This is a genomic window from Alicyclobacillus fastidiosus, from assembly GCF_026651875.1.
GTDB lineage: Bacteria > Bacillota > Bacilli > Alicyclobacillales > Alicyclobacillaceae > Alicyclobacillus > Alicyclobacillus fastidiosus.
Genome location: NZ_CP104067.1, coordinates 2659175 through 2684866, shown reverse-complemented (window position 1 = coordinate 2684866; position 25692 = coordinate 2659175). Strand labels below are relative to the sequence as shown.

Sequence of the window (25692 nt, the reverse complement as noted above, 5' to 3'; positions counted from 1 at the left end):
TAATCCACTTGTCACATACTACATGACAGAATACGAGGGAAACAAGCATTGTCGGAGGTATAAACACATGGACTTAGACCTGGAAAATCATGCCCTCCCCGAGGCGCTCCTGAAGCACGCCGAGAACACGGATGTACGCCTTGGGGTACACATGGTGGACAACGACATTGAAACCGCCTTTGCGACATACCTCGATGGGGTGAGCGCAGACGATTCTCCGACCGCGTGGAAGATGTTCCATCTGGCCGCTGTCGCGACGCAGTCGCGCATGTCGCCGACGTTTGAATCGCTCTTGGTCATGGACCACATTACGGGCTTTACACCCCTGCCACACCAGGTTCGCACGGCCGAACGCGTGCTCAAGGAACTGCGCGGGCGGGCCATCCTCGCAGATGAAGTCGGACTTGGCAAGACGATTGAGGCAGGCCTCATCCTGAAGGAATACATGCTCAGGGGCCTCGTGAAGAAGGCTCTGATTCTAGTACCTGCATCACTGGTCCTGCAATGGACGCGCGAGCTGAACGAGAAATTTCAGCTCACTGCGACCGCACAACGCAACGAGTGGACATGGGAGCAGTACGACGTCGTCGTCGCCTCGTTGGACACCGCAAAGCGTCCGCCTCACAAAGAGGCCGTCCTGTCGCAGCCGTGGGACATGGTGATCATCGATGAAGCCCACAAACTGAAAAATCACCGAACAAAGAATTGGCAGATGGCCAACGCCATTCCCAACAAATATCTACTGTTGCTCACGGCAACCCCGATGCAGAATCAATTGCAAGAACTCCACACGCTCGTCACGCTTCTCAAACCCGGTCACCTCGGAAGCGTGTCTCAGTTCTCCACGAATCACGTCGCGAGTCGGCGCACGCCGCGGGACGCCGAACGGCTACGCGAGACGATGGGCGATATCATGATCAGGAATCGCCGACAGGACGGAGCCACTTCCCTTCCGCCGCGCCAGGTCGAGGTGGTGGAACTCGAGTTAAACGCACAGGAGCGGCGCTTTTACGACGGCATCCAATCACTCTTGCGAGACGAATACGAATCGCGAAAATCGCAACGCGTGTCGATGCTGCCGTTGCTCACGCTCCAGCGCGAGATCTGCAGTTCGCCGTACGCTGCGATGATCTCACTCGAAAAGATGCAAAAGAAGAGTACCAACCCAAGCCGCCAAATCCAACTCGCAGAACTGATTCAATTGGGAAGCAGCATCTCCGAATACACAAAAATCGGCAAGGTACTGGACTTGATCGACAAAATCGACGACAAGTGTATCGTCTTCACAGAATATCGGGCCACCCAAGACTTTATCATGTATATGCTCAAGAAAAAGGGCGTTTCCGCCGTTCCCTTCCGCGGCGGCTTCAAACGTGGAAAAAAAGACTGGATGAAGGATTTATTCTCGAAAAAGGCCCAAATCCTCGTGGCGACCGAATCCGGCGGCGAGGGAATCAACCTGCAGTTTTGCAACCACATGATCAACTTCGACTTGCCATGGAACCCAATGCGACTCGAGCAGCGGATCGGTCGGATTCATCGACTCGGCCAAACGCAGACGTGTCATGTGTACAACCTCGCGACTCGGGAAACCATTGAAGAACACATTGTAAAACTCCTGCATGAAAAAATACGCATGTTCGAGTCGGTCATTGGGGAACTCGATTACATCGTCAGCGACAAGCGGTTGGCAAATTGGGATAAGGAACTGTTTGAGGCCACCATGACCAGTACCGACGCCGTGGATTTGGCGAGCAAACTGAATCAGATGAAACAACAATACCTGCAGTAGACTTTGTGCCGTGTAGGAGGTCATTCCGTGCCAACGAGTGTCCCATTGCGTGAACAAGGAGAGCGCATGGCGTTCTGTGAAACCTATTTCGATGCGGTCGGCGCGCAAGTCGTGTACCTTGCAGACGGATACCGCGAGGTTCGACTCCCACTGGACGTCGATAAGGAATTGACGGACCGGCCGTTTTTTTGGCTGTGGGCCGAGAAGACCCATCAAAAAATAGAGCCTACCACGCTTCGGCTGTCCTTTACCGAAGAGGCCAAACGACGTGAGGACGCCCGCCTTGCGGCCGAACACCAACTGCACCTAGAGAAGAACCCCCCGCAGAATCCGTACGAGCGAATGTTTGCGAAGGCGCCCACGACGGAGCTCATCACGCTCGGCTGTTTTCGTATGAACAAAATTGTGGATAGCGCCATGAACCGAGGCCAGTTCGCGTGCGTACAGCCCATGCAGACGTCGCCATCCGGCGTTCTAGTCCCTTGGCTCGTGCTCAATCTATTGATTCAGTTCGTCACAGATTCCGTCGAAGAGAAGTGGATGTCTATCGGAGTGTGTCTCGCCAACCGCCAACCGGTATTCGGGTTTTACGACAAAATTGCGGGCATCGCAATGAAGACGGTACGTCCAGAAGCCATTTTAAAAGACGCGTCGCTAAGCGTAGCGGACGGGATGGCGTTCGCAAAATCGTGCATCCGCCAACACATCGATACCCTTCCGGTCGACTGGGCAGAAGAAGCAGTACAACGCCTAGAAGACGACCTGTCACAATTGGATACCTACTACAAAAGCATCCTACCCGATCACGACGAGGCGACGCAGCAGGAGCTCATTCAGGAACACAAACGCAAACGAGCGCACCTTGTCACCAAGAGTGCGCCTCGCACAGAAGTTCAGATTACCCAAGCCGCACTCGTCGGACTCCCTGTACGCATCCGCACTAGGTGAGCGACCGCAGATGTCGCTGTCTCGCGTCCGGACCCTCGAGGTGTGCCATCATGCACATTTTCATAATCCGTGACCGCAGTGGATAAACCGAATCGTTGACGTCCTCACCTCGGCGGCGGTACGCATCAGGTGGAGCATAGTTACTGGTAAACCACGTCGGCAGGTTGGCGTGGAAACGATGGTTGACAATGCGGAACAACTTCTCCAACGTAAAATCGTTTGCGCGCTCCTGAGCAAACTCGTCGATACCGAGTACCGGCACGGTCGAGAGCGTGTCGAGAAACGGCTCCAAATCCTGACTGTCCGCAATCAAGTGACGCATGCGGTCAAAGAGCGAATCGGACCGCACGACAAGACACGGCACGCCGCGTTCGCGAAGGCGGTTAAACACCGCCAACATCAGATGCGTCTTCCCTACACCAGGCGGGCCAAACAGATATACCCCGTTGCTCGTCGGTGTTTTATCGTCAGGCTGAAACCCCATCGCAAACTCCATTGCGTACCGCATCAATTTTGGGTACTTCTTAGATTGCTCCTGGGGATAGTTCTCGAACTGAAAGCTCTCATCCAATTCGATCATGCCGGCGAGGGAGGCATATCTGTCTACTCGTTTCTTCGCCAGATAGTCCACATACGGACGACAGCGCTGGACGCTCACGTTTAATTGCCCTTTATACGGCTCCAATACTTGCGTAAAACCTTGCATATCGCCTTGTTTGCCACATGCGTGAAACCCTTGACAGCCGCTGCAGATCTCAGCCTGTCGCAAGTACTCCAAAAGCGCAGCGCGCGAACGCTCAATAAAGGCATCGCTCACAGAGAACTGATTCAACTCCGGAATTCGATTGCGAAAGTACGCCGTGTCGTACCCTTTATCGTGCCCCTGCAACGCCTTGCTGAAAAGCTGCTGAATGTGCTGCATAAGATACCCCTCGCTCAATCGTTCAACCAATCGATGACTTGACTCACCACAGCAGGAATTTCTAAGGAATCGACGTCCACGGTAAAGTCGGCCACCTCGTTGTACCACGTTTCTCTAAGGCCCATCAGCGACCGAATCGCCTCCGTCTGATTGTCGACCGCGAGAAGCGGACGCACCACGCCGTCTTGCTGTAACCGTCGACGAATGGTCTCCGGTCGGGCGCGAAGATAGATACAAGTCCACTCGCGTTTGAGCACATCTCGATTGGCCGCCTGTGTGACGACACCACCGCCAGTCGCGAGGACGATGGACTCGTCACCGCGGACGACATTCGTCAACCCATTGCGTTCCAGCTGGCGAAACGCCTCTTCTCCCAGCGAACTGAAAATATCTGGGATGGTTTTGCCCGTCGAGGATTCAATATGTTTATCGAGATCGATAAATGGACGTTGTAAGTGATTGGCTAGCGATTTTCCGACCGTGGACTTTCCACTGGCCATGAACCCTACCAAGGCGATTCTTTGATGTTGCACGACAATCATCACTCCGCGATGCCTGGTCCATTGTCTTGCCAAGCCCGTAATCTATGAGCGATTGTATCATATGTGAAACCAATCGTATCGGAAACGTCGCCAATTTCCACTTCCACTTTCACCAATGTTAACCCGCTGTGATTCGCTGCCGATATCTTTACCTGTGCTTGGTCAAATTGCGATGTTTGCGAGGATTGCAGCACATTCCCCTCCTGCAGAGCTTGTAACATCGTCCGCGCTACCCCTGTCGCGTAGGCCGCACAATGTTCAAACGTGCGTTCCCGGTCTCGAATGTTCCAGACAATGCGGCACGAAAGGACGAGCGACGACAACAGTACGGACATCGTGAGGACAATGGATAACACACTGATGAGTGCCACACCTGCGGTTCTATTCATGGTGCAATCGAAGGGGGCCCGAGTCGCACGTCGAGCGATTCCGCCCGACCGTCCACCAATTCTACCAGCAGGTGGATGAGACGCACCTGCTTACAAGCGACACCCAACGATTGGACATTCGCTCCGATCACAGCATCCCCTCCCCCGGCTTGAGTGCGAATCAATTGGTGATGCCCGTTGACGTAGTATGCGTAGTGCTGACCGCTCAGTAGCGTAAGCCCTAGACTGTGTGGGGAACACGCCGCAGACGCGGCGGAATGGAGGTCCTGTCCGACGGTGCGCACAATCGCACCGAGCATCGCTGCATCCTCCAACTGTTCTGACGCCGTATGATAGTAACGGTACGTGTCCAGGAGCCAGTTGGCGCCTACCGTGACGAGGACGGTTGTGATAGAGATAGCCACGAACACCTCAATCAGTGAAAAGCCGCATGTCGCAATCTGGAACGAAGATCTCGTCGACTGAACCAGACCCTGATACCTGGATGGCTGTACCTGGGCACGCGTGATCGACACCGCCTTTGGTCGACACCACATACGACATCCCCCCTTCAAACATCTGCTTTGGCACTGTTTCGTTCATCAAAACGTCATCCATCACACTCACCTCGACGACTCGAACGCCCGCTTCTGAGTTGATTTGCTGTAGGGCCGTTAAGGTATTGCATTCCGCCATGCACAAGGACGGTAAATAGACGACGAACACGGCGATGGAGACGACAGCTTCCCACAGCGTCATGACGTCACCCAACTCGCTTGTTGGAGGCCTGTCCCCATGAAGAGCGAAATCACCCGTACAAGAACGCCGTCGGTCAAGCGGATTCGCCCCGATACCTCTGCATCTCCGAGATTGTCATAGGAAATGCGGCGGCTTGGCAGCTGTAGATATCCGTCCACGTAGTGTACGTCGGGTGAAAAGGCGTACGTACCCATCGTGGACGTGCCTTGTGTCAGGTGGTATACGGTATCGGCTGGATCAAGCCAAAGTGTCCCCGCTTGGGACGACGTCGCTCCGATAGTTTGGGCCTCTCGCAATCGAGAGACCAACGCGAGCGCCGAAGCGTCCAGATCTCCAGCGCGCTTCATCTCCGTCACGACGGGTATCACCATGGCAAATGCGACTGCCGTGACAGTGATTGCAATGAGCGTCTCGATGAGCGTGAACGCGGCGGCGCGATGGCGCCCCTTGGCTCTCTGTGAGCGATGGACGTCACGTGCCATTGGCGGCTCCAGGCGAATCACACGTGACTTCGATGTGCATGGGGTCTGCGTCGTCGATGGCGTAATTTCCAGACAAGGCCTCATCCGACAGCAACTGATGCGAGACGAGCGTTTGCAGCTGTTGTGCAGAGTCGCCGGATGGGAGGGTTTGGTACAGGAGATTATACTCGGCAAGTGCCGCCGAAATCGTCTTGGTGTTCCCGTCGCACGCAGTGGATGTGGCCCGAGCTGACGCGCCCATGAGGTGAGGCGTGATGAGCCCAAGCATGATGGCGATGATGGATACAGCCACCATCAACTCCAACAAGGAAAACGCCTGTTCGCGCGAATTTTTCGTCGCTTGAATCATTGCTAACACTCCTTTGGCACAAAAGCATCATCCATGGGTTCCAACGGTAGCAATCGTGTGATACATGGGACCAAACACGCTGTACATGGTCGTCCCCACGACGAGCCCCATGATGGACATCGTCACCGGCTCAAGCCATGTGCTCACTCGCTGTAACTTCCGGGTGACTCGACCCTTTAGCAAGTCGCTCGCGCGTCGAAGTCCCGCCGTCAAGTCCCCCGTCACTTCACTGACCGACAACACCTCGCGAACGATGGGACTCAAGCTATTCGGCAGCGAATTCGCGAGGCTTATCCCCGCGAGCAGATTGCGCAATACGATTTGACAATCTCTCTTGAGCCAGCTGTTTTGAACACCGCAGAGCGCACTCAGGGCTTCGACGAGAGAAACCCCGGACGCCAACTGAATGTGCAAGCTGTCGACAAATCGCTCAGAGCGAACGTTCCTCACGAGGTCGTCAAACGGCAGTCGAATCCCCTTGAAGCCGCCCCAGCGACGCATTTGGTAAAGGACGAAATAGGCACCCGGCAGCCCGAGGACGCCGACGATCACGCACAGTGAAAGAGTCGACCACACCGGTAAAGCGGACGGACTGACTCCTGAATCCTCGAGACTCGCTTCCAACAAACTGAGCTGAGGCTGAATCACAACGCGAACAAAGGTGGCCAAAATCAAGCAGGAACACATGAGGAGGAACGGATAGATGAGCGACCTCGTCAAATGCTGCCGCCAATCTCGGCGCGCGCGCTCGCGGATTACGTACGCCGCAAGTGCTCCCGGAAGTTGTCCAACGCGTTCCGACACAACAAATAGATTTCCCGCGATGACGTCGATGTGGGGCAGGAGCGACTGTGAAACTGGAAAGCCGCGTTCGAGGTGATGGGATACCGTGCGCGATAACCGACGTTGAAACGAAGGTCCCTGTTGGGACAGAATGTCCACTGCCTGAACGAAGTCGATACCGGCCGTCAGAAGTTCCGCTAGGTTCTCTGCGAATGCCACAAAAGCTTGCCGATTGCTTGCAACCCGTCCAATGGTTGGCCACCAACTAGATAGTTGTAGCACGCGATTCCAGGTTCGCAGTGGTGACACGCCCCTCCCCAGAGGTGCGCGCCAAACCGCGTCCCGCACTCGACTCTAAATCCACAAGGTCGTCAAAGGTGAAAGCGGACTGATGAGCCGCCTGTGGTAGGAGTGACGCGTGTTGAACCAAGACTGCCCGCAAAACCCCGGCCAAAAGTGTCTTTGGCACATCGAAGTCCAGTAACCTGTCGAGTGAGGAGCTGGCGTCCGCGGCATGCGTCGTCGCCAACACGAGCCGCCCTGTCAAGGCCGCCCGCACAGCGATGCGCGCCGTAATGGGATCTCGAATTTCTCCGATCATCAACACATCGGGGTCCTGTCGCAGCAGCGATTTCAACCCGAGTTCGTACGTCATTCCCGACCGCTCCCGCACTTCGAGCTGCCGACAGTTGGGAATCGGCATTTCGACAGGGTCCTCCAGGCTAAACACCTGCAGCCCACGCATCGCAAGATGGTGCATCATCGCGTAGAGCGTCGTGGTTTTGCCAGATCCGGTGCGGCCTGCTACCAAAATGAGTCCACTCGGTTCAGAAAGCAAGCCCACCAACCGCGCTACCTGCGCCGGCGTCATCCCGAGTTCAAAAATTCCGAGCGGTTGCGTGAACTGGTTTAAGACGCGAAGGACGACCGATTCTCCAGCGTACACGGGCACCGCAGATACCCGCAAGCGCGCCTTGTGGTGCTCCATCTCCCAGGTGAATACACCTTCCTGAGGGGCCTGTCCGTTGGTCACATCCATTCGCCCGAGCGCCTTGATCCGGCGCACGAGTTCATCGCCGCGCTCGGTTAAGTGGACGAACGGTCGAATCGCACCATCAATCCGAAAGTCAACACGCATCGCGGCGTGCGTCGACGTGAGATGAATGTCCGTCGCACGCGACGAGATTGCACAGTCTATGATCTGCTGAAGTACCCTGGCGGCCGTGAAGCCCTCCATGCAAATCGCCTCCCTTTGCATGGATCAGTTCGTCTTTGGCCCGCAATCGCCTGTTCCCTGCACACACTGCGACATCAGACTTTGTATGCGTTATCCAAACTAACGATTTCTTTTACGAGTCAAACGTGTTGCAGTCCGGCGAAGACCAAACATAGACCTGTGTGGCCCAGTGGCCGGCGGATCGATAGAGGAGGACGTGCGTGCGAGACCACGCAGAAAAGAGGTTGTCGTTCGAAGAAGGCGCCGCAGTGCCATCCGGGTGGCTGTGATACGTGGCGACCAGTTCGGCGCCACCACAGTCCAGCGCCATCGCGGCGTCGAGGAGGACTTGCGGATGGACGTAGACGCGACTTTGCGTCGCTATGGCCGGTATGGGCAAGATGAAGCAGCGCGGCCCCTTCCGCACGATAAAGCCGACACATTCGTTCGGAAGGGCTGCCTCAGCCTGTTCAGCGAGTCGCAAAACAAGCGTCGATGAGAGAAGATTCGTACACGTTGACTTACTCCACAAAGTCAAACACCATATCGCCGATGCGGATGCTGTCGCCATCTTTCGCGCCACGCTTTCGCAGCGCATCGTCAACACCACGTTGCTTGAGGATTCGCTGAAATCGTTTGACGGCGTCAAACTGCTGGAAGTTCGTCATGGTCACGAGCTTTTCCAACTCATCGCTCTGAACGATAAATTCACCGCCCTGACGGCGGATGGTAAACGGCTGGACCGTTTCGAGACGGTAGACCTTGTGCGTCTGCTCATCCGTATCCACCACCACAGGCTGTGTTTGTGCCGGGATCTCGTCCAGGATATCGGCCAGTTTGCGCAGTAAATCCTCCAAACCCTGATGCGTGGCGCCGGAGATGGGGAATACTTCGAGTTCTGGATACGCCTCGCAAAATCGCGCCAGTCCCTCTTTCGCATCCGGCAAATCCATCTTATTCGCCGCGACAACCCTCGGTCGATCCGCCAACGCCACGTCGTATGCCTCGAGCTCGTGCTCGATTACCTGAAAATCCTCTACTGGGTCACGGCCGTCGACAGCGGCCATGTCGATGACGTGGACGATGACCTTGGTGCGTTCGACGTGCCGAAGAAACTCGTGGCCCAAGCCGAGGCCCTCGTGTGCGCCTTCGATGAGTCCTGGGAGATCGGCAAGGACGAAACCGCGGCCATCGGGCGTCTCCACTACGCCGAGTTGCGGCGTCAACGTCGTAAAGTGATACGATCCGACTTTCGGACGCGCCCGCGTCACCGCCGCCAACAGCGTCGACTTGCCGACGGAAGGGAACCCGACGAGTCCGACATCAGCCAGTACGCGCAACTCCAATTCAAGTTCTCGCTCCTCACCAGGTTCACCGCGCTCGGCCATATCGGGTGCTTTGTTGACACCGGTCGCAAAACGCGTGTTCCCACGGCCACCTCGGCCACCTCTGGCAACGACGAGTCGAGCCCCGTGCTCCGTCAGGTCGCCGAGAAAGGCGCCTGTCTTAGCATCACGGACAAGCGTACCTGGAGGAACTTTCACAATCATATCCTGCGCATTGGCGCCATGCCGGTTCTTGGTGCCCCCGTGCTCGCCAGCGGGTGCCTTGAAGTGCTTTTGATAGCGAAAGTCGATAAGCGTGCGCAATCCCTCGTCAACCACAAACACGACGTCTGCGCCGTCACCGCCATCGCCACCAGCCGGCCCACCGAGGGGCACGTACTTCTCCCGGCGATAGGAGACAATCCCGTTGCCCCCATCGCCACCTTTTACATAAATCGATGCGCGATCAATAAACATGTGACTCACCCCCTCACCTCCGTAGCATTTCCACTGTCTACGACGTCAAACGCAATCATTGGGAACGCCTTGAGCCAATCTGTATCCACGACGAACGGTTGGCCACTGCGACCTCTTACGCATGCACTCGCTTCTGCCAGCGTCACGCTGATTTCCAAGCGTACACCCTGTTGTGCCGCACCGTCATTCACCCTGCGCAGCCAGGCGGCGAATCGCGTCAAGAACTCTGCACCCGGTTCACCGGTAACATTGATCTTTTGCAGCAACAAGTTCGGACAGGTCGCAGCTTCCCACATCAACCACTCGCCGACCGAGTCCGAGGAAGTCTGCCAATTCGTCAGTGACTGCAGCCATCCGGCCGTCCTGTCCACGACGCCAAGCGCCCGCTCCATCTGTCCAAGTTGAAGATACCCGCGGATCAATTGGAGTTCGTTTAGGACGTCGTGACGGTGACGGCGGAATGCATTGGCTTCATATGTATCGTGTTCATTTTCCATCATCGTTTGTACCGCCTCTCAAAAAGGGCCTGGCATTTCTGCCAGGCCCTCCAACGCACGTGTTCGGATCAATCGTTATTGAGTGACGGCTACCGCAACCGGATAAACGCTGACGCGTTTGCGGTTGTGACCAAAACGCTCGAAACGAACTTGACCTTCAACCTTTGCGAACAAGGTGTCATCCTTGCCGATTCCGACGTTGGTGCCAGGGTGAATTTTCGTACCGCGCTGGCGAACCAAGATACTTCCTGCCGTTACCACTTTGCCATCCGGCTCTTTGACGCCAAGGCGCCTACCGACACTATCGCGACCGTTACGGGTCGACGACACACCCTTTTTATGAGCAAACCGTTGCAGGTTTAACTTCAACATAGCCATTCATCCCTTTCAAAGTTTCGCAATGTTCGTGGTTTGTAGCCTGATAAACTCAGGATACTGTTCCGCCACTTGTTCTACTCCGTAGAACAAGCTGTTCATGAGTAATCGAACGGATTCCGACGGATGCAACGGCAATTGACAAGTCAGTGTTTCGCCCGCGTCTTTGACATCGAGTGCCACACCCGCGAAGCGCTCACAGCTATTAATCGCGTTGTACACCAGAACCGAAACCGCAGCACAGACGATGTCGGAACCCGAATCCGCGTATCCAGCGTGCCCCTTGACGCGAAACCCAGTGACAGAATCGCGATGCTGCAGAATTTCAAACTTGATCATCGATTACGCTTCGATGGACTCAATCGTCAACTTGGTATACGGTTGACGGTGACCCTGTTTCTTGTGGTAGTTTTTCTTAGCCTTGTACTTGAAGACGATAATCTTCTTGCCGCGGCCATGCTCCACAACTTTCGCGACGACCTTTGCGCCTTCGACAATCGGGCTGCCAACGCGGACCGTTCCGTCAGTTTGAACCAAGTGAACCTTGTCCAACGTGATGGAAGAACCGACTTCGCCCTCGAGCTTCTCCACGTAAATGGTGTCGCCTTGGCTGACCTTAAACTGCTTTCCGCCTGTTTCAACAATTGCGTACATAAATATAATCTCCTTCACTCAGACTCGCTGCCTAAGGTATGGGAAAGCCCATTTTGAAAACCCAGGAAGCATGCGGTTGTAGTGCATACACACGCGCTATAGTTTACCATGTATGGTGTAGTGGTGCAATACCCGCTAGTTCGCGTCCAACAGCAGCGAACTCATCGGCTCTAACCAGCGTCCCTCGAAGACCGCGTCTAGGATTTCAATCTCCTCCAGCAGTGCCTGTACCAGGCCGTCGTTCCCTAGAATATACACAATATGATATCGATCCGGCGCAAACTGAACCACCACATCGCGAATCGGCGCACTGTGCAGCACCGCCAACGTGTACATCGGCAGCACCGCTTTGGGTTGCTGTCGTTTCGCATCGAGAAACCGCATGGTTTCGCTGCGCACATCCTTCTTCCCGCGCCAGGCGGTCGCGAACAGGAACAGTCCGAGCAACATCATGCCCAAGTGCGGATGCCCTGTGAACAAGGCTAAAACGCCAGTGAACATCAACAGGATAGCCAGTGCTAACGCCACGTTGTACGCCTCCAATGTCGCTCGTTCGTAGCCGATTTGGCGGGATCGCGCTGCGCGAAGAATGCGACCGCCATCGAGCGGTAACCCTGGCAACAAATTGAAGATCCCAATCCAGCTGTTCATTTGCATACACATTTGATACGTGTCTCCATCGATAGCCCCGACAGCCGACAACAGAGAACAAGCGATGCACAACAACAGATTGACGAACGGGCCGGCGATGGCCACCATGGCTTCTTCCCGCGGCGAAAACCCGAGTCTAGCGTAGGAAACCTTTGCGACTCCACCAAATGGGAGCAGCGATACCTCTTCGACTTCGTAGCCCAAGACCCGGGCCGTGACCGCGTGGCCGAACTCGTGCAAAAGCACGAAGGTGAAGAGGAGTACGGCGGTTTTGAGCATCCCCGCAAACGACGCACCGACCATCAGCGCTAGAAAGAGCGGGTGCACCCGCACCCGCCCTACGCCCAGCGCTTGTCCAATTGCCACCTCAGCGCGCGAGACGACACTCATTGCGAAGCACCAGTCAACTGTATCCAGGTATGTGGATTTAAATACTGCCCATTTTTGACCATGGAGAACTTGAGCGATGGATGACTTGGCGACGCCGGCAGCCTGCCGATGACCTGCGCTGCCGTAACGTACTCGTGCGGCTTCACGCTCACGCTTCCCAAGCCCGCATAAATCGTCGTGCCAAACGTCCCATTGTCAATTTCGACGAGTTCGGTGTCCCCCGACTTGACGACGTTCAAAACGGTTCCCGAACCCGCGGCCATCACCGGTGCCTTGGCTGATGCCGCGATCCAAACCTCAGGGTGTGTCGAGGAATAATCGTCGACGACTGTCCCGTTTACGGGCGCATGCAGCTTCGCTGCACTGGCGCCAAACGTGGGATTTCCCAAGTGCATATCCGCAAACGCCTTGTCAATATCAGGTTCCACGTTCGCCGTATAATCGGTTTCAAGCACCGCTTGCGTCTCTGCCTTGACGCTAGTTGGCACGGCATCCGGATGGTGGTCGACGTAGTAGACGACGCCGACGAGCACCAGTGCACAAAGGGCTTGCCACATCATCGTGCGACTCAAGTTGGATGGTTTATTGTACCGCGCAACTGGCCTTTGAGCGGACTTTGCACCATGCATCGGGACGAACTGTTTGTGCGGTTGCCCAGTTCCACTAAACGCTCGGCGCCATGCGCCGCTCTCCACCTGCCTCAGCCCCGCGTCTTCCTCGGCAAAACCATATGGGGACAAGTCGGTCTGTTCCTCACTCACCCAGCGACTGGGCGCCGGCAGCGATTCCTCAGGGGACTGTGACCGGGAACTCTGTTCATCTGTATACGGTTCATCTGATGTATGTTTCACCTGCCAAGGCCACTTGCGTTTGACATCTGGCATCGGAATGACCCCCTCCCACTCTCACCAAATGGTTATGAATCGGAGGGGACAAGTATGTATATAAAAAAGGGCAGACCCTGGTTGGGCCTGCTCCCTGATGAGATAGGGTGCTTGATTCGCTCCCCTATCTGCCGCCGATGAGTTTTTTCATCCGCCCCCAGAATCCCGACTTCTCCTCTAACGACATAAGCGGCACCGAGTCTCCGAGAATCCGGCGCGCGATGTTGCGGTAGGCGATGCCTGCTGGCGTGTCCGGGTTCATCGCACTAGGCTCGCCTTGATTGGAGTGTTTAATCACGCCTTCGTCATCTGGGACGATTCCAAGCAAATCACAAGCTAAGATTTGTACGATCTCGTCGATGTCGAGCATCTCTCCGCGTTTGACCATCTGCGGCCGAATTCGGTTCACAATCAGGCGCGGCGCTCCTACTTGTTCCCGTTCGAGCAGCCCGATGACTCTATCGGCGTCGCGGACGGCCGTGTTTTCGGGCGTCGTCACGACGATGGCAAAATCAGCTGGTGCCACCGCAACCTTAAACCCTTCTTCAATTCCGGCCGGACAGTCTATCACGACGTAATCGTAATCTTTCTTCAGTTCCTCGACCAAGCGCTTCATGACGTCCGGCGTAAGCGACCGCTTGTCCTTTGTCTGCGCGGCGGGCAACAAGACCAGGTGGTCAAACCGCTTGTCGCGAATCAAGGCCTGTTGTAATCGACAGTCTCCATTTGCGACATCGATGATGTCGTAAATGATCCGATTCTCGAGGCCCATGACCACGTCTAGATTCCGCAAGCCGATGTCGCCATCGACGATACATACCTTCTTGCCTAACAGGGCCAACGCCGTCGAAATGTTAGCGGTCGAAGTCGTCTTCCCGACCCCGCCCTTGCCTGACGTTACCACGATTGCCGAACTCATGCCCGACTCCCCTTCTGCATGGTGTCACTCGCACGATTCCGCGCCTTCTCCCACTGCGTAAAATACTTCATCTGGGAGACAGCGAGATGTCCATTTTCTAAGTATGCAAACTCCATAAAAGCGTGCAGTGGTTGCTGCTGCGCTTTCGGCGCTCGACTCACCGTATCGTTGATACGCAACTGCATAGGCGCAAATTCAGTCGCCGCGATGATGCTGTTGGCATCCCCGTCAAAACCCGCGTGAGCAATGCCTAAAAGCCTACCAAAAACATAGATATCGCCGGTAGCACGAACGTGTGCACTCGGGTTTACGTCCCCGATAATCACGACGTCTCCGTCGAACGAAAGCGGCTCGCCGGCCCGAACCATACCGTGGTAAATCGTCTGTCCCCGCACCGCCCGATTGCGGTAGAACAATGACTGCCGAGCATCTGTACGTCCACCCCAGGTCTTTAAGACAAAATTCTCACGATCGAGAAACAAGGACAAAAGACGCTTGCAATCAGGCGGAGTTAATTGTCGTCGTCCGTAATCCACGACAATTTCGACCATTGGGCCGTCAAACACCTTCCCCGACTGGCCAGACAACAAATCTGACACATACGCGCACAATGCGTCGAGGTCCGACTGTTCATCTAGAAGAAAAAGAAGTCCATCCCGAGTCCCTTTCACGGTCACGAGCGGCTTCGTTTCGAACAAAGCTTCACTGTTGACGATCACACAATTCCCTCCAGGGTGGGCGCTTGCCCGAAAGGCATAATTCGCGTTGGAGATTACGATTTCCTTCTCCGACAAAAAAACAACCCGCAAGCGGGTTGTTCTTTTGTCCGTCTGACGAGGCTGATTCACATGTCGCCACCAGAGATATCGTACCTGTTGCGCTGTCCCTCAGAAAACAATTTCGTCACCAAGGGATACAGCATCAAAACGAGCAAACCATTGATCATCATCGTGATGAGCGACTGTTGAAGTACAAATATCGGCCTGTCCGCCGTCACGTCAAACAGCCTTGTCAATCCATACGTGATCCACGTGTACATAAAGGTCATGATCAACGTGTTGATGAAGGTCACAGCCAGGTTTCGGCGGAGAAATTGCCCGAAGACAGCCCCCGAAAAATACGCCACCAACCCATATGAAAATGCGTTTAGCCCGATGAAAGAACCGTACGAGATGTCCTCGACGAGCCCAATGATCACCGCCATCACCACGGCGGTATTTGGCCCGCGCATCAATGCGATGAGAACGAGCAGAACCAGTACGAAGCCCGGGTGAACCACATTCATGGGTGGAATTTGAAACAATGTCGCTTCCAAAATCAGTCCGGCCCACAACATGAGAAACGCTATCGCGAGTTTCATTGCACTTGCCCCGCCTGTTTGGGTGTATGCACGACAAATACGTCCTGCAGATAGTCCAAGTTGGCGGCGGGCTGCACAATCGCTGTTTGCACTGTGTTATGAGGTCCGTATTGCACTTTCGTAATTTGCCCAATGACGATGCCACGCGGAAATACATCACTCAACCCAGACGTCACAACCTCTGTGCCGATGAGTTTATTGGCCGGCAACTGCACCAACGTCCCCCAGAAGGTCATGTCCAACGCACCTTCATTCCGCGTAGACCCCGTCACGACGCCAAACGGCTGAACGGTAGAGGTATCCGCGAAAGCGGCCACACCGTCTCCCACCTGCGTATCGGTAATCAGATCAACCTTGGCGCTCCCTGAGGCGACCTTCTCGACGCGACCGACGAGACTCCCATCTGGCGCCACGACAGCCATGTCGGGCTGGACCCCCTGCGAACTGCCCACGTCGATAGTCAACTCGGAGTTCCACTCAGAGGGTTCTCGACCCACGACGTGCGCCGGGACACGGATCAGCGACTTGCCAGCGCCCTGGGAAAAGTTGAGCATTTGGCGAAGGCGATTATCTTCTGCCTCTGCATCTTGCAATTTCGCGTTGAGGTCCTGGTAGTTCTGCATGTCGTGCTTCAACTCGGCATTTTCCACGTACATCTGGCGGAGATCATGCAACCCACCGAAGAACGCCGTCAACTTGCTGACAGGCCGATAGACCCATCCAGATACGGTGTTCTCCACGTTCATGACAATCTGTTCCGGCCAACTGGCCGTGCGCCCACCCCGCGACATGGTCAATCCGGCGATGACAACCAACACAATAATGCTACCCAAAAGTAAAAATAACCTTCGACTTGTTAGGTAACGGGACACCCGTATCCCTCTTCCCCTTCTGGTACTTACCCTCTACCGTGCGCCTTGCGAAGTGCCACACTGCGTTTGCGATACACATCGTAATTGTCCAATGCCTTACCAGTGCCGACGGCGACACAATCGAGTGGATCTTCGGCGACCACGACCGGCATACCAGTCTCGGTGCTCAGTCGACGGTCTAGGTTACGCAGCAGTGCCCCCCCACCAGTGAGCACAATCCCCCGGTCCATAATGTCCGCCGCAAGTTCCGGCGGTGACTTCTCGAGTGTGATTTTGACCGCCTCGATGATCGAACCCACCGTATCCGCAAGCGCCTCACAGATCTCTTCGGAAGAGACCGTAAACGTCCGCGGGAGTCCTGTGAGCAAATCCCGGCCGCGAATATCGAGGGAACGGGGTTCATCGAGCGGTGCGGCTGACCCAATTTGGATCTTCAACTCTTCTGCGGTCCGCTCACCAATCATCAGATTGTATGTCTTCTTGACGTATTGAATGATGGCCTCGTCCATTTCGTCGCCGGCGACGCGAATCGACCTAGCCGTGACGATGCCGCCGAGCGAGATAATGGCGACTTCCGTAGTACCGCCCCCGATGTCAACTACCATCGATCCCGTCGGCTCCCCGACTGGCAGCCCTGCACCGATGGCGGCAGCCATCGGTTCCTCGATAATCTGCGCGTCCTTTGCGCCAGCTTCGAGCGCTGCGTCTTCCACGGCGCGCTTTTCCACCGCCGTGATACCGGAAGGTACGCTGATCATGACGCGAGGCTTACCCGACCAGTTCGACTTCGCCTTCATCGCCTGGCGAATGAAGTGGCGCAGCATCGTCGAAGTCGTTTGAAAGTCGGCGATGACGCCGTCTTTCATCGGTCGAACGGCGACGATGTTGCCCGGCGTGCGACCGATCATCTGCTTTGCATCAGAACCGACCGCTTCGATTGCATTCGTATCCGTCCGCAGTGCGACGACGGACGGCTCTCGAACGACGATGCCCTTTCCCTTAACATAGACCAGCGTATTGGCTGTGCCCAAATCTACACCCATATCTCGAACTGCAAACATCTGTGATGGAATCCCCTCTCGACATCATTTGTCCATATAACCAGCCGCTCGCAAGCTGATAAAACGCCCGTCCCCAATGACCAGGTGGTCAAGCACCTCGATACCCAGTACTCGGCCCGATTGCGTGAGACGCTTCGTGACCGCGATATCTTCCGGACTCGGCGTCGGGTCACCGCTAGGGTGGTTGTGTACGCAGAGTATCGCGGACGCAACCCGCCGAACCGCAAGCCGAAATATCTCTCGAGGATGTACGATAGATGCATCCAAGCTTCCAATTGAACACGTCTCTTCACCCACGAGCCTGTGCTTCGTATCCAAGAGCAGAGTTACAAAATGTTCCTTTTTAAGGTACCTCATCCTATCCATAACATACCTTGCTGCGTCGTCTGCGGTTCGAATTTGCAGCCTCGATTCGCTGGGCTTGTGCGCGATTCGGCGGCCGAGCTCAACGGCAGCCGCAATTTGAATCGCCTTCGCCCTGCCAATCCCCGGCACATGGACCAACTCGCTGACTTCCACATCTGCCAGGGCGTATACGCCACCAATTGATTCAAGAAGTCTATGCGCGATGTCGAATACGGTCGTCCGCCCGTTGCCAGATTGCATGACGCATGCAAGCAATTCATCTGCACGCAAAGCGGAAGGCCCCAAGTGCAACAAGCGCTCCCTGGGAGAATCCGCCGTGATAGATGATACTAGGACTGAGTCTTTTTCCGCAAACAAGAACATCCCTCCGACAGCAGTTTCCCTACACTGTACGAAGGAACGACGACCACCACAAACCCTAAAGTGTCTATGTATATACATATAGACGCAAAACGCAAAACTTTATTTGGAACCGCGCAACACAAGAACCCCGCAAGCGAATCCAACAAGTGTGCCCCAGTTGACAGTCAACGTCAATGACAGGGAAAACTGAATCACAGCTAAGTTGAAATTCGGATGCCATGACACGTGTGTAAGAGGCCTCAACATGGGCAACCGCGAGGATAGGAGAATGTCCGCCAAGCTGCCGACGACTGTCGCAGCGGCTACCAGACCCACTTTGCGCCAGCCAGTATTGCGCATAGGATCACCCCAGTCTGGAAACGTGCATGACGGTCTTGTTTCGACACGAAACCATTGATTCCTGCCGAAACATGTCGATTAATTTCTGCGCAATCCTATGTAAGCGGCTGTCATGCGCTTCGCAATCCCCTCGTTGTGGTTGCTGTGGTACCGATTTTGGCGCTTGTGCCGCCATCCTGTGTCGATTCTGTGTCACTCCGGAAAAACGAAAGCACAATCGTCGTCCGGGCGGCTAGCGCCAAACGCGCACGCTCGGTAATTGGCCGTTACCCACGCGATTTGCGCACACGCAGACCAGGCGCAGGTTATTTTAAACCGCGTGCGCCTGGTCCGCAAGACTATTTAAAATCAGCCATTGATTCCGTGTATTTCAGCCATTTCCACAAACGCCTGAATCACATTGTTCATCGCAGCGCTTTTATCTCCCTTTTGGAATGCCCGATTAGCCGCTTCCAGCGATGCGTCGATCGCTGTCAATTGGTCCCCGAGCCCCGTCTGTGCAACCACATCGTCGCCAGGGTAACTCTGAACCGCAGAGGCCATCGCCATCTGTGCATCGGCGACCCGCCCATTGTCGGCCAGCCACGTGTCCAAGGCCAACAGCCCACTCGACGTCTGAGCCAGCCACCGCTCAACGCCATTGACCGCGGAATCGCCAGCCGTGCCGAGGACCTGCAGTTGGCGCGCCCCTTGGGAGAAGGATTTCACCGTCGCCGCGACGTGCGACTTCTGAAGTTGGGACGCAACGGCGTTGGCGTCTTGTTCGACGACTGCTCCAGTCGCAATCAGACTGTATCCGTCCAGTGGTACCATGGTCGTGGAAATGCCTTGTTTCGAGAGGATTCTCGCCTCGGTGGCCGCCTTTGCCTGGGTCGGATACGCGCCCAACTGGACAAAGTACACGGTGGTCCCCGGCGCACTGATGACTTTCGCTGGGAGCGCCGAGGCAGCGAGCGCCTTCGCACCACCTTGCGACGAGGCGCTGTCGCCAAGTGGCGTCGCGGAGACTGGGGCCATTTGATGAAAGAGGCACATCGCGACGCAACCAAACAGCATCCCGATGAGTAAACCCCCTTTTAAACTGGCCACACTGCGATTGCCTTGGCGGGGAAACAACGTCTGCATGACGTACGTCACGCATTTGGCGATCCAAATTTGAAATAGCTTCCACAATCGAAACGACATCTTTTGCGACCGACGCCGACTCGCCGGACGCATCGACTCGGCCTTCCAGCGCGTCTGCAAAAGTGGCCGCGAACCGAGATCCCGTGTCGACGAGGCGTCGTCGTAAGGCGCCTCTGACAGCTTGTCCGCCGGGGCCTCTCGCCCGGAGTCTTCCGATGCCTCTTTTTGAATTTCCCATGCCTTATCTCCAAGGCGAACAAGAATGGACGATGAGTTCGTTGTGTAGTTTCGCGCTCCACTCTCAGCCATCATAACTGCCTCCCGAATCTCAGTTATCATAAGTCTATGAGTGAAACCTAGAATCTATGACGTCGCCTCCAACCACGTTCCCGCGACCGCACTAGAAATATGACCGGATTGAAGCCGCTCCCGCGCAGCCATCTCAAACGTCTGCATTCCTAATTGCCGCGACGTTTGCATCACAGATTTCAACTGATGCGTCCTCTGTGTCCGGATTAAATTGGACACTGCGGCCGTGTTGACGAGCAACTCCGCCAAAGCCACCCGACCGCCGGAGGTGCGTGGAAGCAACCTCTGCGATACGACGCCTAGCAGTACTGACGACAATTGCGAGCGGATTTGGCCTTGCTGATGGCCCGGAAACATGTCTATGAGTCTATCAACCGTCTGCACCGCGCCACCAGTATGTAACGTGGATAACACCAGGTGACCGGTTTCGGAGGCGGTAATCGCCGTTTGCACAGTCTCTAGGTCGCGCAATTCACCAACGAGGATGACATCCGGGTCCTGCCGCAGCGCCGCTCGCAATGCCGGCGCAAATCCCAATGTATCCCGGCCAATTTGACGTTGGTGAATGACCGACGCCGCGTGCGGATGTATGTATTCAATCGGATCCTCAAGCGTGATGATGTGCTTCGCACTCGTGAGGTTGATATGTTGGATGAGCGAAGCAAGCGTGGTCGTCTTCCCGCTACCAGTCGGTCCCGTGACTAAAATCAAGCCATGCGGTTGGCTTACGAGCTTCGTCAGCGCAGTCGGGAGGCCGAGATCGGACAGCGTTGGAATGCGATTTGGAATAACTCGGACAGCTAACGTTTTATACCCTTGTTGCAAAAAGGCGTTTACGCGGTATCTCGTCCCGGAACTGTCGCTGTACGGCAAATCCACCTCACCTCGCTCGTGCAACTGTTCGAGCTCCTGTGCTGATAACAGTTCGCGAGTCCAAGACTCGATGTCGTCATTTAAGACGGATACGCCTTCAGAAACGAGTTCACCGTCGACTCGAAAAGTTGGTGCGTGCCCCACACCGAGATGGATATCGCTCGCCTTGAGATCCGCGGCCCTCGTCAACAATTCATCCACGCGCATACAGACACCCCTTGGTAACACACTTCTCTGTGCAACAAACATTCGCGTTCGCGCGGTGGATGTCCTGCGCCCAACAAGGGGCTTCATCGGGATGGCCGGTGGTTCATGGACCAAAGAGAGCCAAGGAAGACATCAGGGGAGTGCAAACAGAAAAAAATACGCGAAACCGAAGTTCCGCGTACCTGCCCTCTACCCTATCACCCTTCTGAGACATCCAGATTAACTCAGGATGTAGATTGTGATAGTTCGTTCTCCCCAACTTTCCGCTGCAGCCTCAGATGACATGCAGATGTCGATATGGTTACCGACAATCGCCCCACCCGTATCGGCAGCGACCAGTTCACCAACGCCTGGGACATATACTTTGGTACCCAGTGGAATCACGCTCGGGTCTACCGCGATGACCCCTGGTTGCGCTGGTATTCCGGAAGCTGTGGTGCCTCCGGCACAATACGCGGTGGCGAGCACCGTCATCGACGATTTGAACAAGCTGCTGGCAGGGGAATCACTTCGGCTCGCCAGCGTGTAGTGATGAACCTCCGGAGCGGTTCCAACCTCCACTACACTATCGACCGGGTTGCGAACGACTTGCTTTGTGATACTTTGCGAGACCTTATGCCCGTCTCGATAGACGCTTGTTGTCTTGACCTTTAGTAACCCTGTCACACCGTGCGTCACCACTTGCTCGTTTCCAGAAGTCAATTCTGACGTTCGGCGACGTATGGTCTGATATGGTATTTCCTGCGTCTCGGTCGACACTTTTTGCAATGTGCTGTGAATAGAGAAAAATTCTCCATTCGACAGTTCTGAACTGACCGGGACACTCACGTGATCCGAGTCGGTGAGGGTAATCCCCTCATCCTTCAAGAGTTGCCCCACTGACGTATCAAAGGTCGAAATGTTGACCAGGTGACCCTGGTCGTTGATCGTGATTGACTTCGGATCTTCGATCTCGACCGTCATGTCGTCCCGCACAGGGCTATCAAGCGCCGGGCTGACGCGCTCTCTCTCATTTACGTGGATACCGTACTTTTCGAGAAACTGTCCTACCGTGCCTGTGCAAAATCCACGTAACGTCTTGCGTTGCCCGCTGTCTTGGACCGTCACCGTCTTGAACGCAGCACCATACGTGGTAGCGGCGCCGCCCAGCAGCGTAAGTGCTGCTGCAGCTGTGGCGTACACGGCTTTCGACTTTGGTAGACGCACTCCATCACCTCTTCCTAACTACTCACGAGAGAAAGAAGGCTGATAGGGGACTCCGGGGCTGGGGATAGTATATCGGTCCCCTTATGCAAATGCAAGACAACTTTTGTCAGCCAGCTTTTCTTGTGGATCGGGGATAGTGTATATCAGATGGTATGACAATAGGTGTTGAAACATGTCGGCTGGTACCCGTGGAAAACTATCGACTTTCCGACAAGAAGTGCCAATTTCCAGAGGAATAGCGCGCGGCGAGTGGATTTATAGGGGCTAGAGAACGCCGAGAATATGATGCAGATACCACTGCGGGAAGGCGCCAAAGACAAACTGTGCACCTGCCACGCCCAGTGCAATAAATGGGACAAACGGGACATATTGCTTGCGCCCGATGTGGCCTGTCAAGCGGAGTATCCCACCCATGACCGCACCAAACAGGCACGCGAGTATGAACGATTCGACCGTCAACGCGACTCCGAGCACTGCACCAATGCTGAGATAGAGTTTCGCGTCGCCTAACCCCATCTTCCCGCCCGAGATCAGGTGGACGACGAAAATCATCGCAAATCCACCAAGCATTCCGAACACCGGGTGAAGAAAGCTACCACAGGAAAGGGCTGAGGAGATGTACAGGACTACCGCACTCGGGTATGTCAACCAGTTCGGCACAATCAGTTTCGTAAAGTCGGAACTGATGGCGACTGTCAGCACAAACCACAAACCACACCACGTCAGCGTCAGAAGGACGCTTTGACGATGCCAAACAGAAAGGACGACCGCCCCGCCCAACAGCGCTTCCTGTGCGGGGTATCGCATGGGAATGGGCGCCCGGCACGACGTGCAACGCCCTCGCAAGACCACCCACGAAACGACGGGGATCAAGTGCCAAGCGCGCAGTGGTAAACCGCAGTGATTACAGCTCGATCCCGGCCGCACGATCGATTGCCCACTCGGAATCCGGTCGCCTACTAGCGTCGCAAACGAACCAAACACCGCGCCCACGAAAAATAGATATAGAGACATCAAGCCTTGCAACGCCAATTGAGCTCTCCCCCCATCTGGTACAGCGAAATTCGACACCATAGCCGATAATCCTGCGCAAAACGGGGGATGTTACACGATGTGATATAATTGTAGAAATAGAGTAGACCTGCTCAAGCACATGTAAGGGGGTTGTAGATATGTATCGCCGACCTTCATTCCTGGTAAGCGCACTCGGGTTTATCGTGCTCCTGTTCGTGATCTCTGCATTTGTCGCGTTCGTGCTGAAAATAGCGTTTCTCGCACTCGTCATTGCCGCGGCGTATTACCTCTATGCTCGCGCAGCCGAGTCCTTGAATCGTAGGCCGCGGCGCAATCGGAGATATCGATAATTAAGTCTATCGCATCGCCGCGGCTTCACATCAAAGGGGGTATCCCAAAAGTCAATTTTCGATTTTTGGAGCCTCACTTCGGCTGAGAATTTACCAAAACAAAAAGCCTCCATCTCCACTTTTACAGTGGTTTTGGAGGCTTTTGCATAAAATTTTGGGACTGGATGATTTGGCACGACCCTTTTGGGACAGCCCCTTCTGCCTTTTCATGAAGGTTACATACGAATTTATTGTATTTAATGATGAAATCCATTGTCTGTTTTGCTTCCATGTGGCGTAGTTGTAGGCGAGGAATCGAGAAATGTAACGGCCTGTTCGAGATTCAGGAGGAATAAATGAGCGAGATCGATGGAAAATCCGTTTCGAACTACAACGCGCATCACCGTGATATCCTCTAAATCTGGGGGCATGGAATAAGCAGGAACTTGCCATCCATACGTCCGTAGTTGTCGGGATAGGTCATAAAGATTCCATTTTGATGTGTAGTCAGTTTTCATCTGCCACGTGATTACAGGAGTATCGGTTCCGGATGTAAGTATCTTAAACGGTCCCATTTTGGAAATCTCTCGACTCAGTAATTTTGCCACCGACTGGCATGTCCTTTGCACTTGGTAGTAGCCCTCTCTGCCTAAACGAAGAAAATTGTAGTATTGCAGGAGCACTTGTGCGCCGGGGCGAGAGAAGTTTAAGCCGAAGGTCGGCATATTACCGCCTAAATAGGAGACACGAAAGACGAGATCGTCAGGAAAATCTTTAGCTTTTCGCCAAATTACCCATCCTATTCCAGGGTAGACCAAACCATATTTGTGCCCGGAAACATTGATGGACTTTACTCGAGGTAATCGAAAGTCCCAGACCAAGTCTGGTTGGAGAAAAGGAGCGATAAACCCTCCGGAAGCAGCATCTACATGCATTGGAATATCGAGACCCGTCCTAGCCTGTAAATCATCTAGCGCTTTGGCAATCTCGGCAACCGGTTCGTAAATCCCAGTGTAAGTCACCCCGAGAATCGCAATGACACCAATCGTATTTTCGTCCACGGCATCACGAACGCCCTTGGGGTCCAAATAAGGACGCTCCTTGGTGATATTCACATAACGCGGCTCAACATCCCAATAGTTCGCGAACTTTTCCCAAACGACGTGAACAGCAGAACTAAACACAATATTTGGCCGATCAATCGGCTTTCCTTGTTTCTTTCGAGCATGTTGCCAGCGTCGCTTTAATGCGATCCCCCCCAACATACATCCTTCTGACGATCCCGTCGTCGAAACCCCCACCGTACTCATTGGGTGAGGTGAATGCCAGAGATTCGCTAAAATGCGGATACATCGCTCCTCAATGGCTGCCGTCTGAGGGTACTCATCTTTATCAATGATGTTCTTGTCGAATGTTTCGGCGTAAAGGAGATCGGCAGCGGGTTCCATCCATGTACCAACAAATGTTGCAAGATTTAAGCGGGCATTGCCATCTAGTGCGAGTTCATCATGGATAATTTGATATGCTGTCTCAGGAAGCATTCCTTGATCACGGATGTGAAACCGCGGAACGTTCTGTTCTCCCTCGCGAGTGAACAGTGGATTTATAGTCAGTTCTGGAGGCAACTTCATTTGCGTACGGCGTGGGTTCCAATGTGACATTTTTTGCTCCGCCCCTGTCGCGTAGTTCAGTATGCTAAGTAGGACATGCCTTCGTGATACCAAAATCAGTTGGTGTTGTTCTAGGTCTGTACAACGAAGAACAATGATCGCACTTCTTAAGTAAATGAGTTGAAGGTTGTGGTTATGAATGAGTACGAATCGCTTCCACCATGCAAAGGGGGTGTCCCAAAAGTCAATTTTCGATTTTTGGAGCCCCACTTCGGCTGAGAATTTACCAAAACAAAAAGCCTCCATCTCCACTTTTATAGTGGTT

Annotated in this window: 32 protein-coding genes and 1 other annotated feature; of the genes, 3 read left to right on the top strand and 29 right to left on the bottom strand. The window is 54.6% G+C overall.

Going from position 1 to position 25692, the window contains the following annotated elements:
* Positions 1-67: 67 nt before the first annotated feature.
* On the top strand, positions 68-1792 hold the full coding sequence (locus NZD89_RS13345; RefSeq protein WP_268008175.1) for a DEAD/DEAH box helicase: 1725 nt from the start codon (positions 68-70) through the stop codon (positions 1790-1792).
* Between the two features lie 27 nt (positions 1793-1819).
* Positions 1820-2740, top strand: a complete 921-nt coding sequence (locus tag NZD89_RS13340; protein WP_268008174.1) for a YqhG family protein — start codon at positions 1820-1822, stop codon at positions 2738-2740.
* On the opposite strand, the gene zapE is transcribed toward NZD89_RS13340, so the two are convergent.
* The 28 genes from zapE to NZD89_RS13200 all read right to left on the bottom strand — a co-directional run bounded on the left by zapE (position 2733) and on the right by NZD89_RS13200 (position 23446).
* Complete coding sequence (gene zapE / locus NZD89_RS13335) at positions 2733-3662, bottom strand: AFG1/ZapE family ATPase (RefSeq protein ID WP_268008173.1); 930 nt, start codon at positions 3660-3662, stop codon at positions 2733-2735. The genes NZD89_RS13340 and zapE overlap by 8 nt on opposite strands.
* 14 nt (positions 3663-3676) lie before the next feature.
* Positions 3677-4195: a shikimate kinase gene (locus tag NZD89_RS13330; RefSeq protein ID WP_268008172.1), complete on the bottom strand. Its 519-nt coding sequence runs from the start codon at positions 4193-4195 to the stop codon at positions 3677-3679.
* Between the two features lie 8 nt (positions 4196-4203).
* Complete coding sequence (locus NZD89_RS13325) at positions 4204-4593, bottom strand: hypothetical protein (RefSeq protein WP_268008171.1); 390 nt, start codon at positions 4591-4593, stop codon at positions 4204-4206.
* A complete protein-coding gene (locus NZD89_RS13320; protein WP_268008170.1) occupies positions 4590-4997 on the bottom strand; it encodes a hypothetical protein in 408 nt (135 codons plus the stop codon). Before NZD89_RS13320 ends, NZD89_RS13325 begins: the two co-directional genes overlap by 4 nt.
* Positions 4998-5004: 7 nt before the next feature.
* A complete protein-coding gene (locus tag NZD89_RS13315; RefSeq protein ID WP_268008169.1) occupies positions 5005-5331 on the bottom strand; it encodes a hypothetical protein in 327 nt (108 codons plus the stop codon).
* Positions 5328-5813: a pilus assembly FimT family protein gene (locus tag NZD89_RS13310; RefSeq protein ID WP_268008168.1), complete on the bottom strand. Its 486-nt coding sequence runs from the start codon at positions 5811-5813 to the stop codon at positions 5328-5330. Before NZD89_RS13310 ends, NZD89_RS13315 begins: the two co-directional genes overlap by 4 nt.
* Positions 5803-6162 (bottom strand): type II secretion system protein, encoded by a 360-nt coding sequence (locus NZD89_RS13305; RefSeq protein ID WP_268008167.1) that lies wholly within the window; start codon positions 6160-6162, stop codon positions 5803-5805. The genes NZD89_RS13310 and NZD89_RS13305 overlap by 11 nt, the downstream gene beginning before the upstream one ends.
* Before the next feature lie 27 nt (positions 6163-6189).
* Positions 6190-7254, bottom strand: coding sequence for a type II secretion system F family protein (locus tag NZD89_RS13300; RefSeq protein ID WP_268008166.1), 1065 nt, complete (start codon positions 7252-7254; stop codon positions 6190-6192).
* Positions 7211-8182 carry a GspE/PulE family protein gene (locus NZD89_RS13295; RefSeq protein ID WP_268008165.1) on the bottom strand — a complete coding sequence of 324 codons (972 nt, stop codon included), beginning with the start codon at positions 8180-8182 and terminating at the stop codon, positions 7211-7213. Before NZD89_RS13295 ends, NZD89_RS13300 begins: the two co-directional genes overlap by 44 nt.
* A 112-nt stretch (positions 8183-8294) precedes the next feature.
* Complete coding sequence (locus NZD89_RS13290) at positions 8295-8693, bottom strand: M67 family metallopeptidase (RefSeq protein WP_268008164.1); 399 nt, start codon at positions 8691-8693, stop codon at positions 8295-8297.
* Entirely contained in the window at positions 8683-9963 is a 1281-nt protein-coding gene (gene obgE / locus NZD89_RS13285) for a GTPase ObgE (RefSeq protein ID WP_268008163.1), read from the bottom strand. Before obgE ends, NZD89_RS13290 begins: the two co-directional genes overlap by 11 nt.
* Before the next feature lie 5 nt (positions 9964-9968).
* Entirely contained in the window at positions 9969-10463 is a 495-nt protein-coding gene (locus NZD89_RS13280) for a Spo0B domain-containing protein (RefSeq protein WP_268008162.1), read from the bottom strand.
* A 72-nt stretch (positions 10464-10535) separates the two neighbouring features.
* Entirely contained in the window at positions 10536-10832 is a 297-nt protein-coding gene (rpmA, locus tag NZD89_RS13275) for a 50S ribosomal protein L27 (protein WP_268008161.1), read from the bottom strand.
* A 15-nt stretch (positions 10833-10847) separates the two neighbouring features.
* Positions 10848-11174, bottom strand: a complete 327-nt coding sequence (locus tag NZD89_RS13270) for a ribosomal-processing cysteine protease Prp (protein ID WP_268008160.1) — start codon at positions 11172-11174, stop codon at positions 10848-10850.
* Positions 11175-11177: 3 nt separating this feature from the next.
* Positions 11178-11489, bottom strand: coding sequence for a 50S ribosomal protein L21 (rplU, locus tag NZD89_RS13265; RefSeq protein WP_268008159.1), 312 nt, complete (start codon positions 11487-11489; stop codon positions 11178-11180).
* A 10-nt stretch (positions 11490-11499) separates the two neighbouring features.
* Positions 11500-11577, bottom strand: a sequence feature (ribosomal protein L21 leader region).
* Between the two features lie 47 nt (positions 11578-11624).
* Positions 11625-12530: a M50 family metallopeptidase gene (locus NZD89_RS13260; protein ID WP_268008158.1), complete on the bottom strand. Its 906-nt coding sequence runs from the start codon at positions 12528-12530 to the stop codon at positions 11625-11627.
* Positions 12527-13414, bottom strand: coding sequence for a murein hydrolase activator EnvC family protein (locus tag NZD89_RS13255; protein ID WP_268008157.1), 888 nt, complete (start codon positions 13412-13414; stop codon positions 12527-12529). Before NZD89_RS13255 ends, NZD89_RS13260 begins: the two co-directional genes overlap by 4 nt.
* Positions 13415-13538: 124 nt before the next feature.
* Positions 13539-14333 (bottom strand): septum site-determining protein MinD, encoded by a 795-nt coding sequence (minD, locus tag NZD89_RS13250; RefSeq protein WP_268008156.1) that lies wholly within the window; start codon positions 14331-14333, stop codon positions 13539-13541.
* A complete protein-coding gene (locus NZD89_RS13245) occupies positions 14330-15052 on the bottom strand; it encodes a septum site-determining protein MinC (RefSeq protein WP_268008155.1) in 723 nt (240 codons plus the stop codon). The genes minD and NZD89_RS13245 overlap by 4 nt, the downstream gene beginning before the upstream one ends.
* 125 nt (positions 15053-15177) lie before the next feature.
* Positions 15178-15693, bottom strand: a complete 516-nt coding sequence (gene mreD / locus NZD89_RS13240) for a rod shape-determining protein MreD (protein ID WP_268008154.1) — start codon at positions 15691-15693, stop codon at positions 15178-15180.
* Positions 15690-16565, bottom strand: coding sequence for a rod shape-determining protein MreC (mreC, locus tag NZD89_RS13235; RefSeq protein WP_268008153.1), 876 nt, complete (start codon positions 16563-16565; stop codon positions 15690-15692). The genes mreD and mreC overlap by 4 nt, the downstream gene beginning before the upstream one ends.
* Before the next feature lie 26 nt (positions 16566-16591).
* A complete protein-coding gene (locus NZD89_RS13230) occupies positions 16592-17626 on the bottom strand; it encodes a rod shape-determining protein (protein ID WP_268008152.1) in 1035 nt (344 codons plus the stop codon).
* 24 nt (positions 17627-17650) lie between these two features.
* Positions 17651-18349: a RadC family protein gene (gene radC, locus NZD89_RS13225; protein ID WP_268008151.1), complete on the bottom strand. Its 699-nt coding sequence runs from the start codon at positions 18347-18349 to the stop codon at positions 17651-17653.
* A 105-nt stretch (positions 18350-18454) separates the two neighbouring features.
* The gene (locus NZD89_RS13220) at positions 18455-18694 is read right to left on the bottom strand and encodes a hypothetical protein (protein ID WP_268008150.1); all 240 of its coding nucleotides are present in this window, start codon (positions 18692-18694) and stop codon (positions 18455-18457) included.
* Between the two features lie 348 nt (positions 18695-19042).
* On the bottom strand, positions 19043-20128 hold the full coding sequence (locus NZD89_RS13215) for an SPOR domain-containing protein (protein WP_268008149.1): 1086 nt from the start codon (positions 20126-20128) through the stop codon (positions 19043-19045).
* Positions 20129-20182: 54 nt separating this feature from the next.
* Positions 20183-21208 (bottom strand): type IV pilus twitching motility protein PilT, encoded by a 1026-nt coding sequence (locus NZD89_RS13210; RefSeq protein ID WP_268008148.1) that lies wholly within the window; start codon positions 21206-21208, stop codon positions 20183-20185.
* 219 nt (positions 21209-21427) lie between these two features.
* Positions 21428-22414 (bottom strand): resuscitation-promoting factor, encoded by a 987-nt coding sequence (locus NZD89_RS13205; protein ID WP_268008147.1) that lies wholly within the window; start codon positions 22412-22414, stop codon positions 21428-21430.
* A gap of 264 nt (positions 22415-22678) precedes the next feature.
* The gene (locus NZD89_RS13200; protein ID WP_268008146.1) at positions 22679-23446 is read right to left on the bottom strand and encodes a prepilin peptidase; all 768 of its coding nucleotides are present in this window, start codon (positions 23444-23446) and stop codon (positions 22679-22681) included.
* A gap of 140 nt (positions 23447-23586) precedes the next feature.
* Between NZD89_RS13200 and NZD89_RS13195 the strand changes: the two genes are divergently transcribed.
* The gene (locus tag NZD89_RS13195) at positions 23587-23778 is read left to right on the top strand and encodes a hypothetical protein (RefSeq protein ID WP_268008145.1); all 192 of its coding nucleotides are present in this window, start codon (positions 23587-23589) and stop codon (positions 23776-23778) included.
* 236 nt (positions 23779-24014) lie between these two features.
* On the opposite strand, the gene gad is transcribed toward NZD89_RS13195, so the two are convergent.
* Positions 24015-25418: a glutamate decarboxylase gene (gene gad, locus NZD89_RS13190; protein WP_268008484.1), complete on the bottom strand. Its 1404-nt coding sequence runs from the start codon at positions 25416-25418 to the stop codon at positions 24015-24017.
* Positions 25419-25692 lie beyond the last annotated feature (274 nt).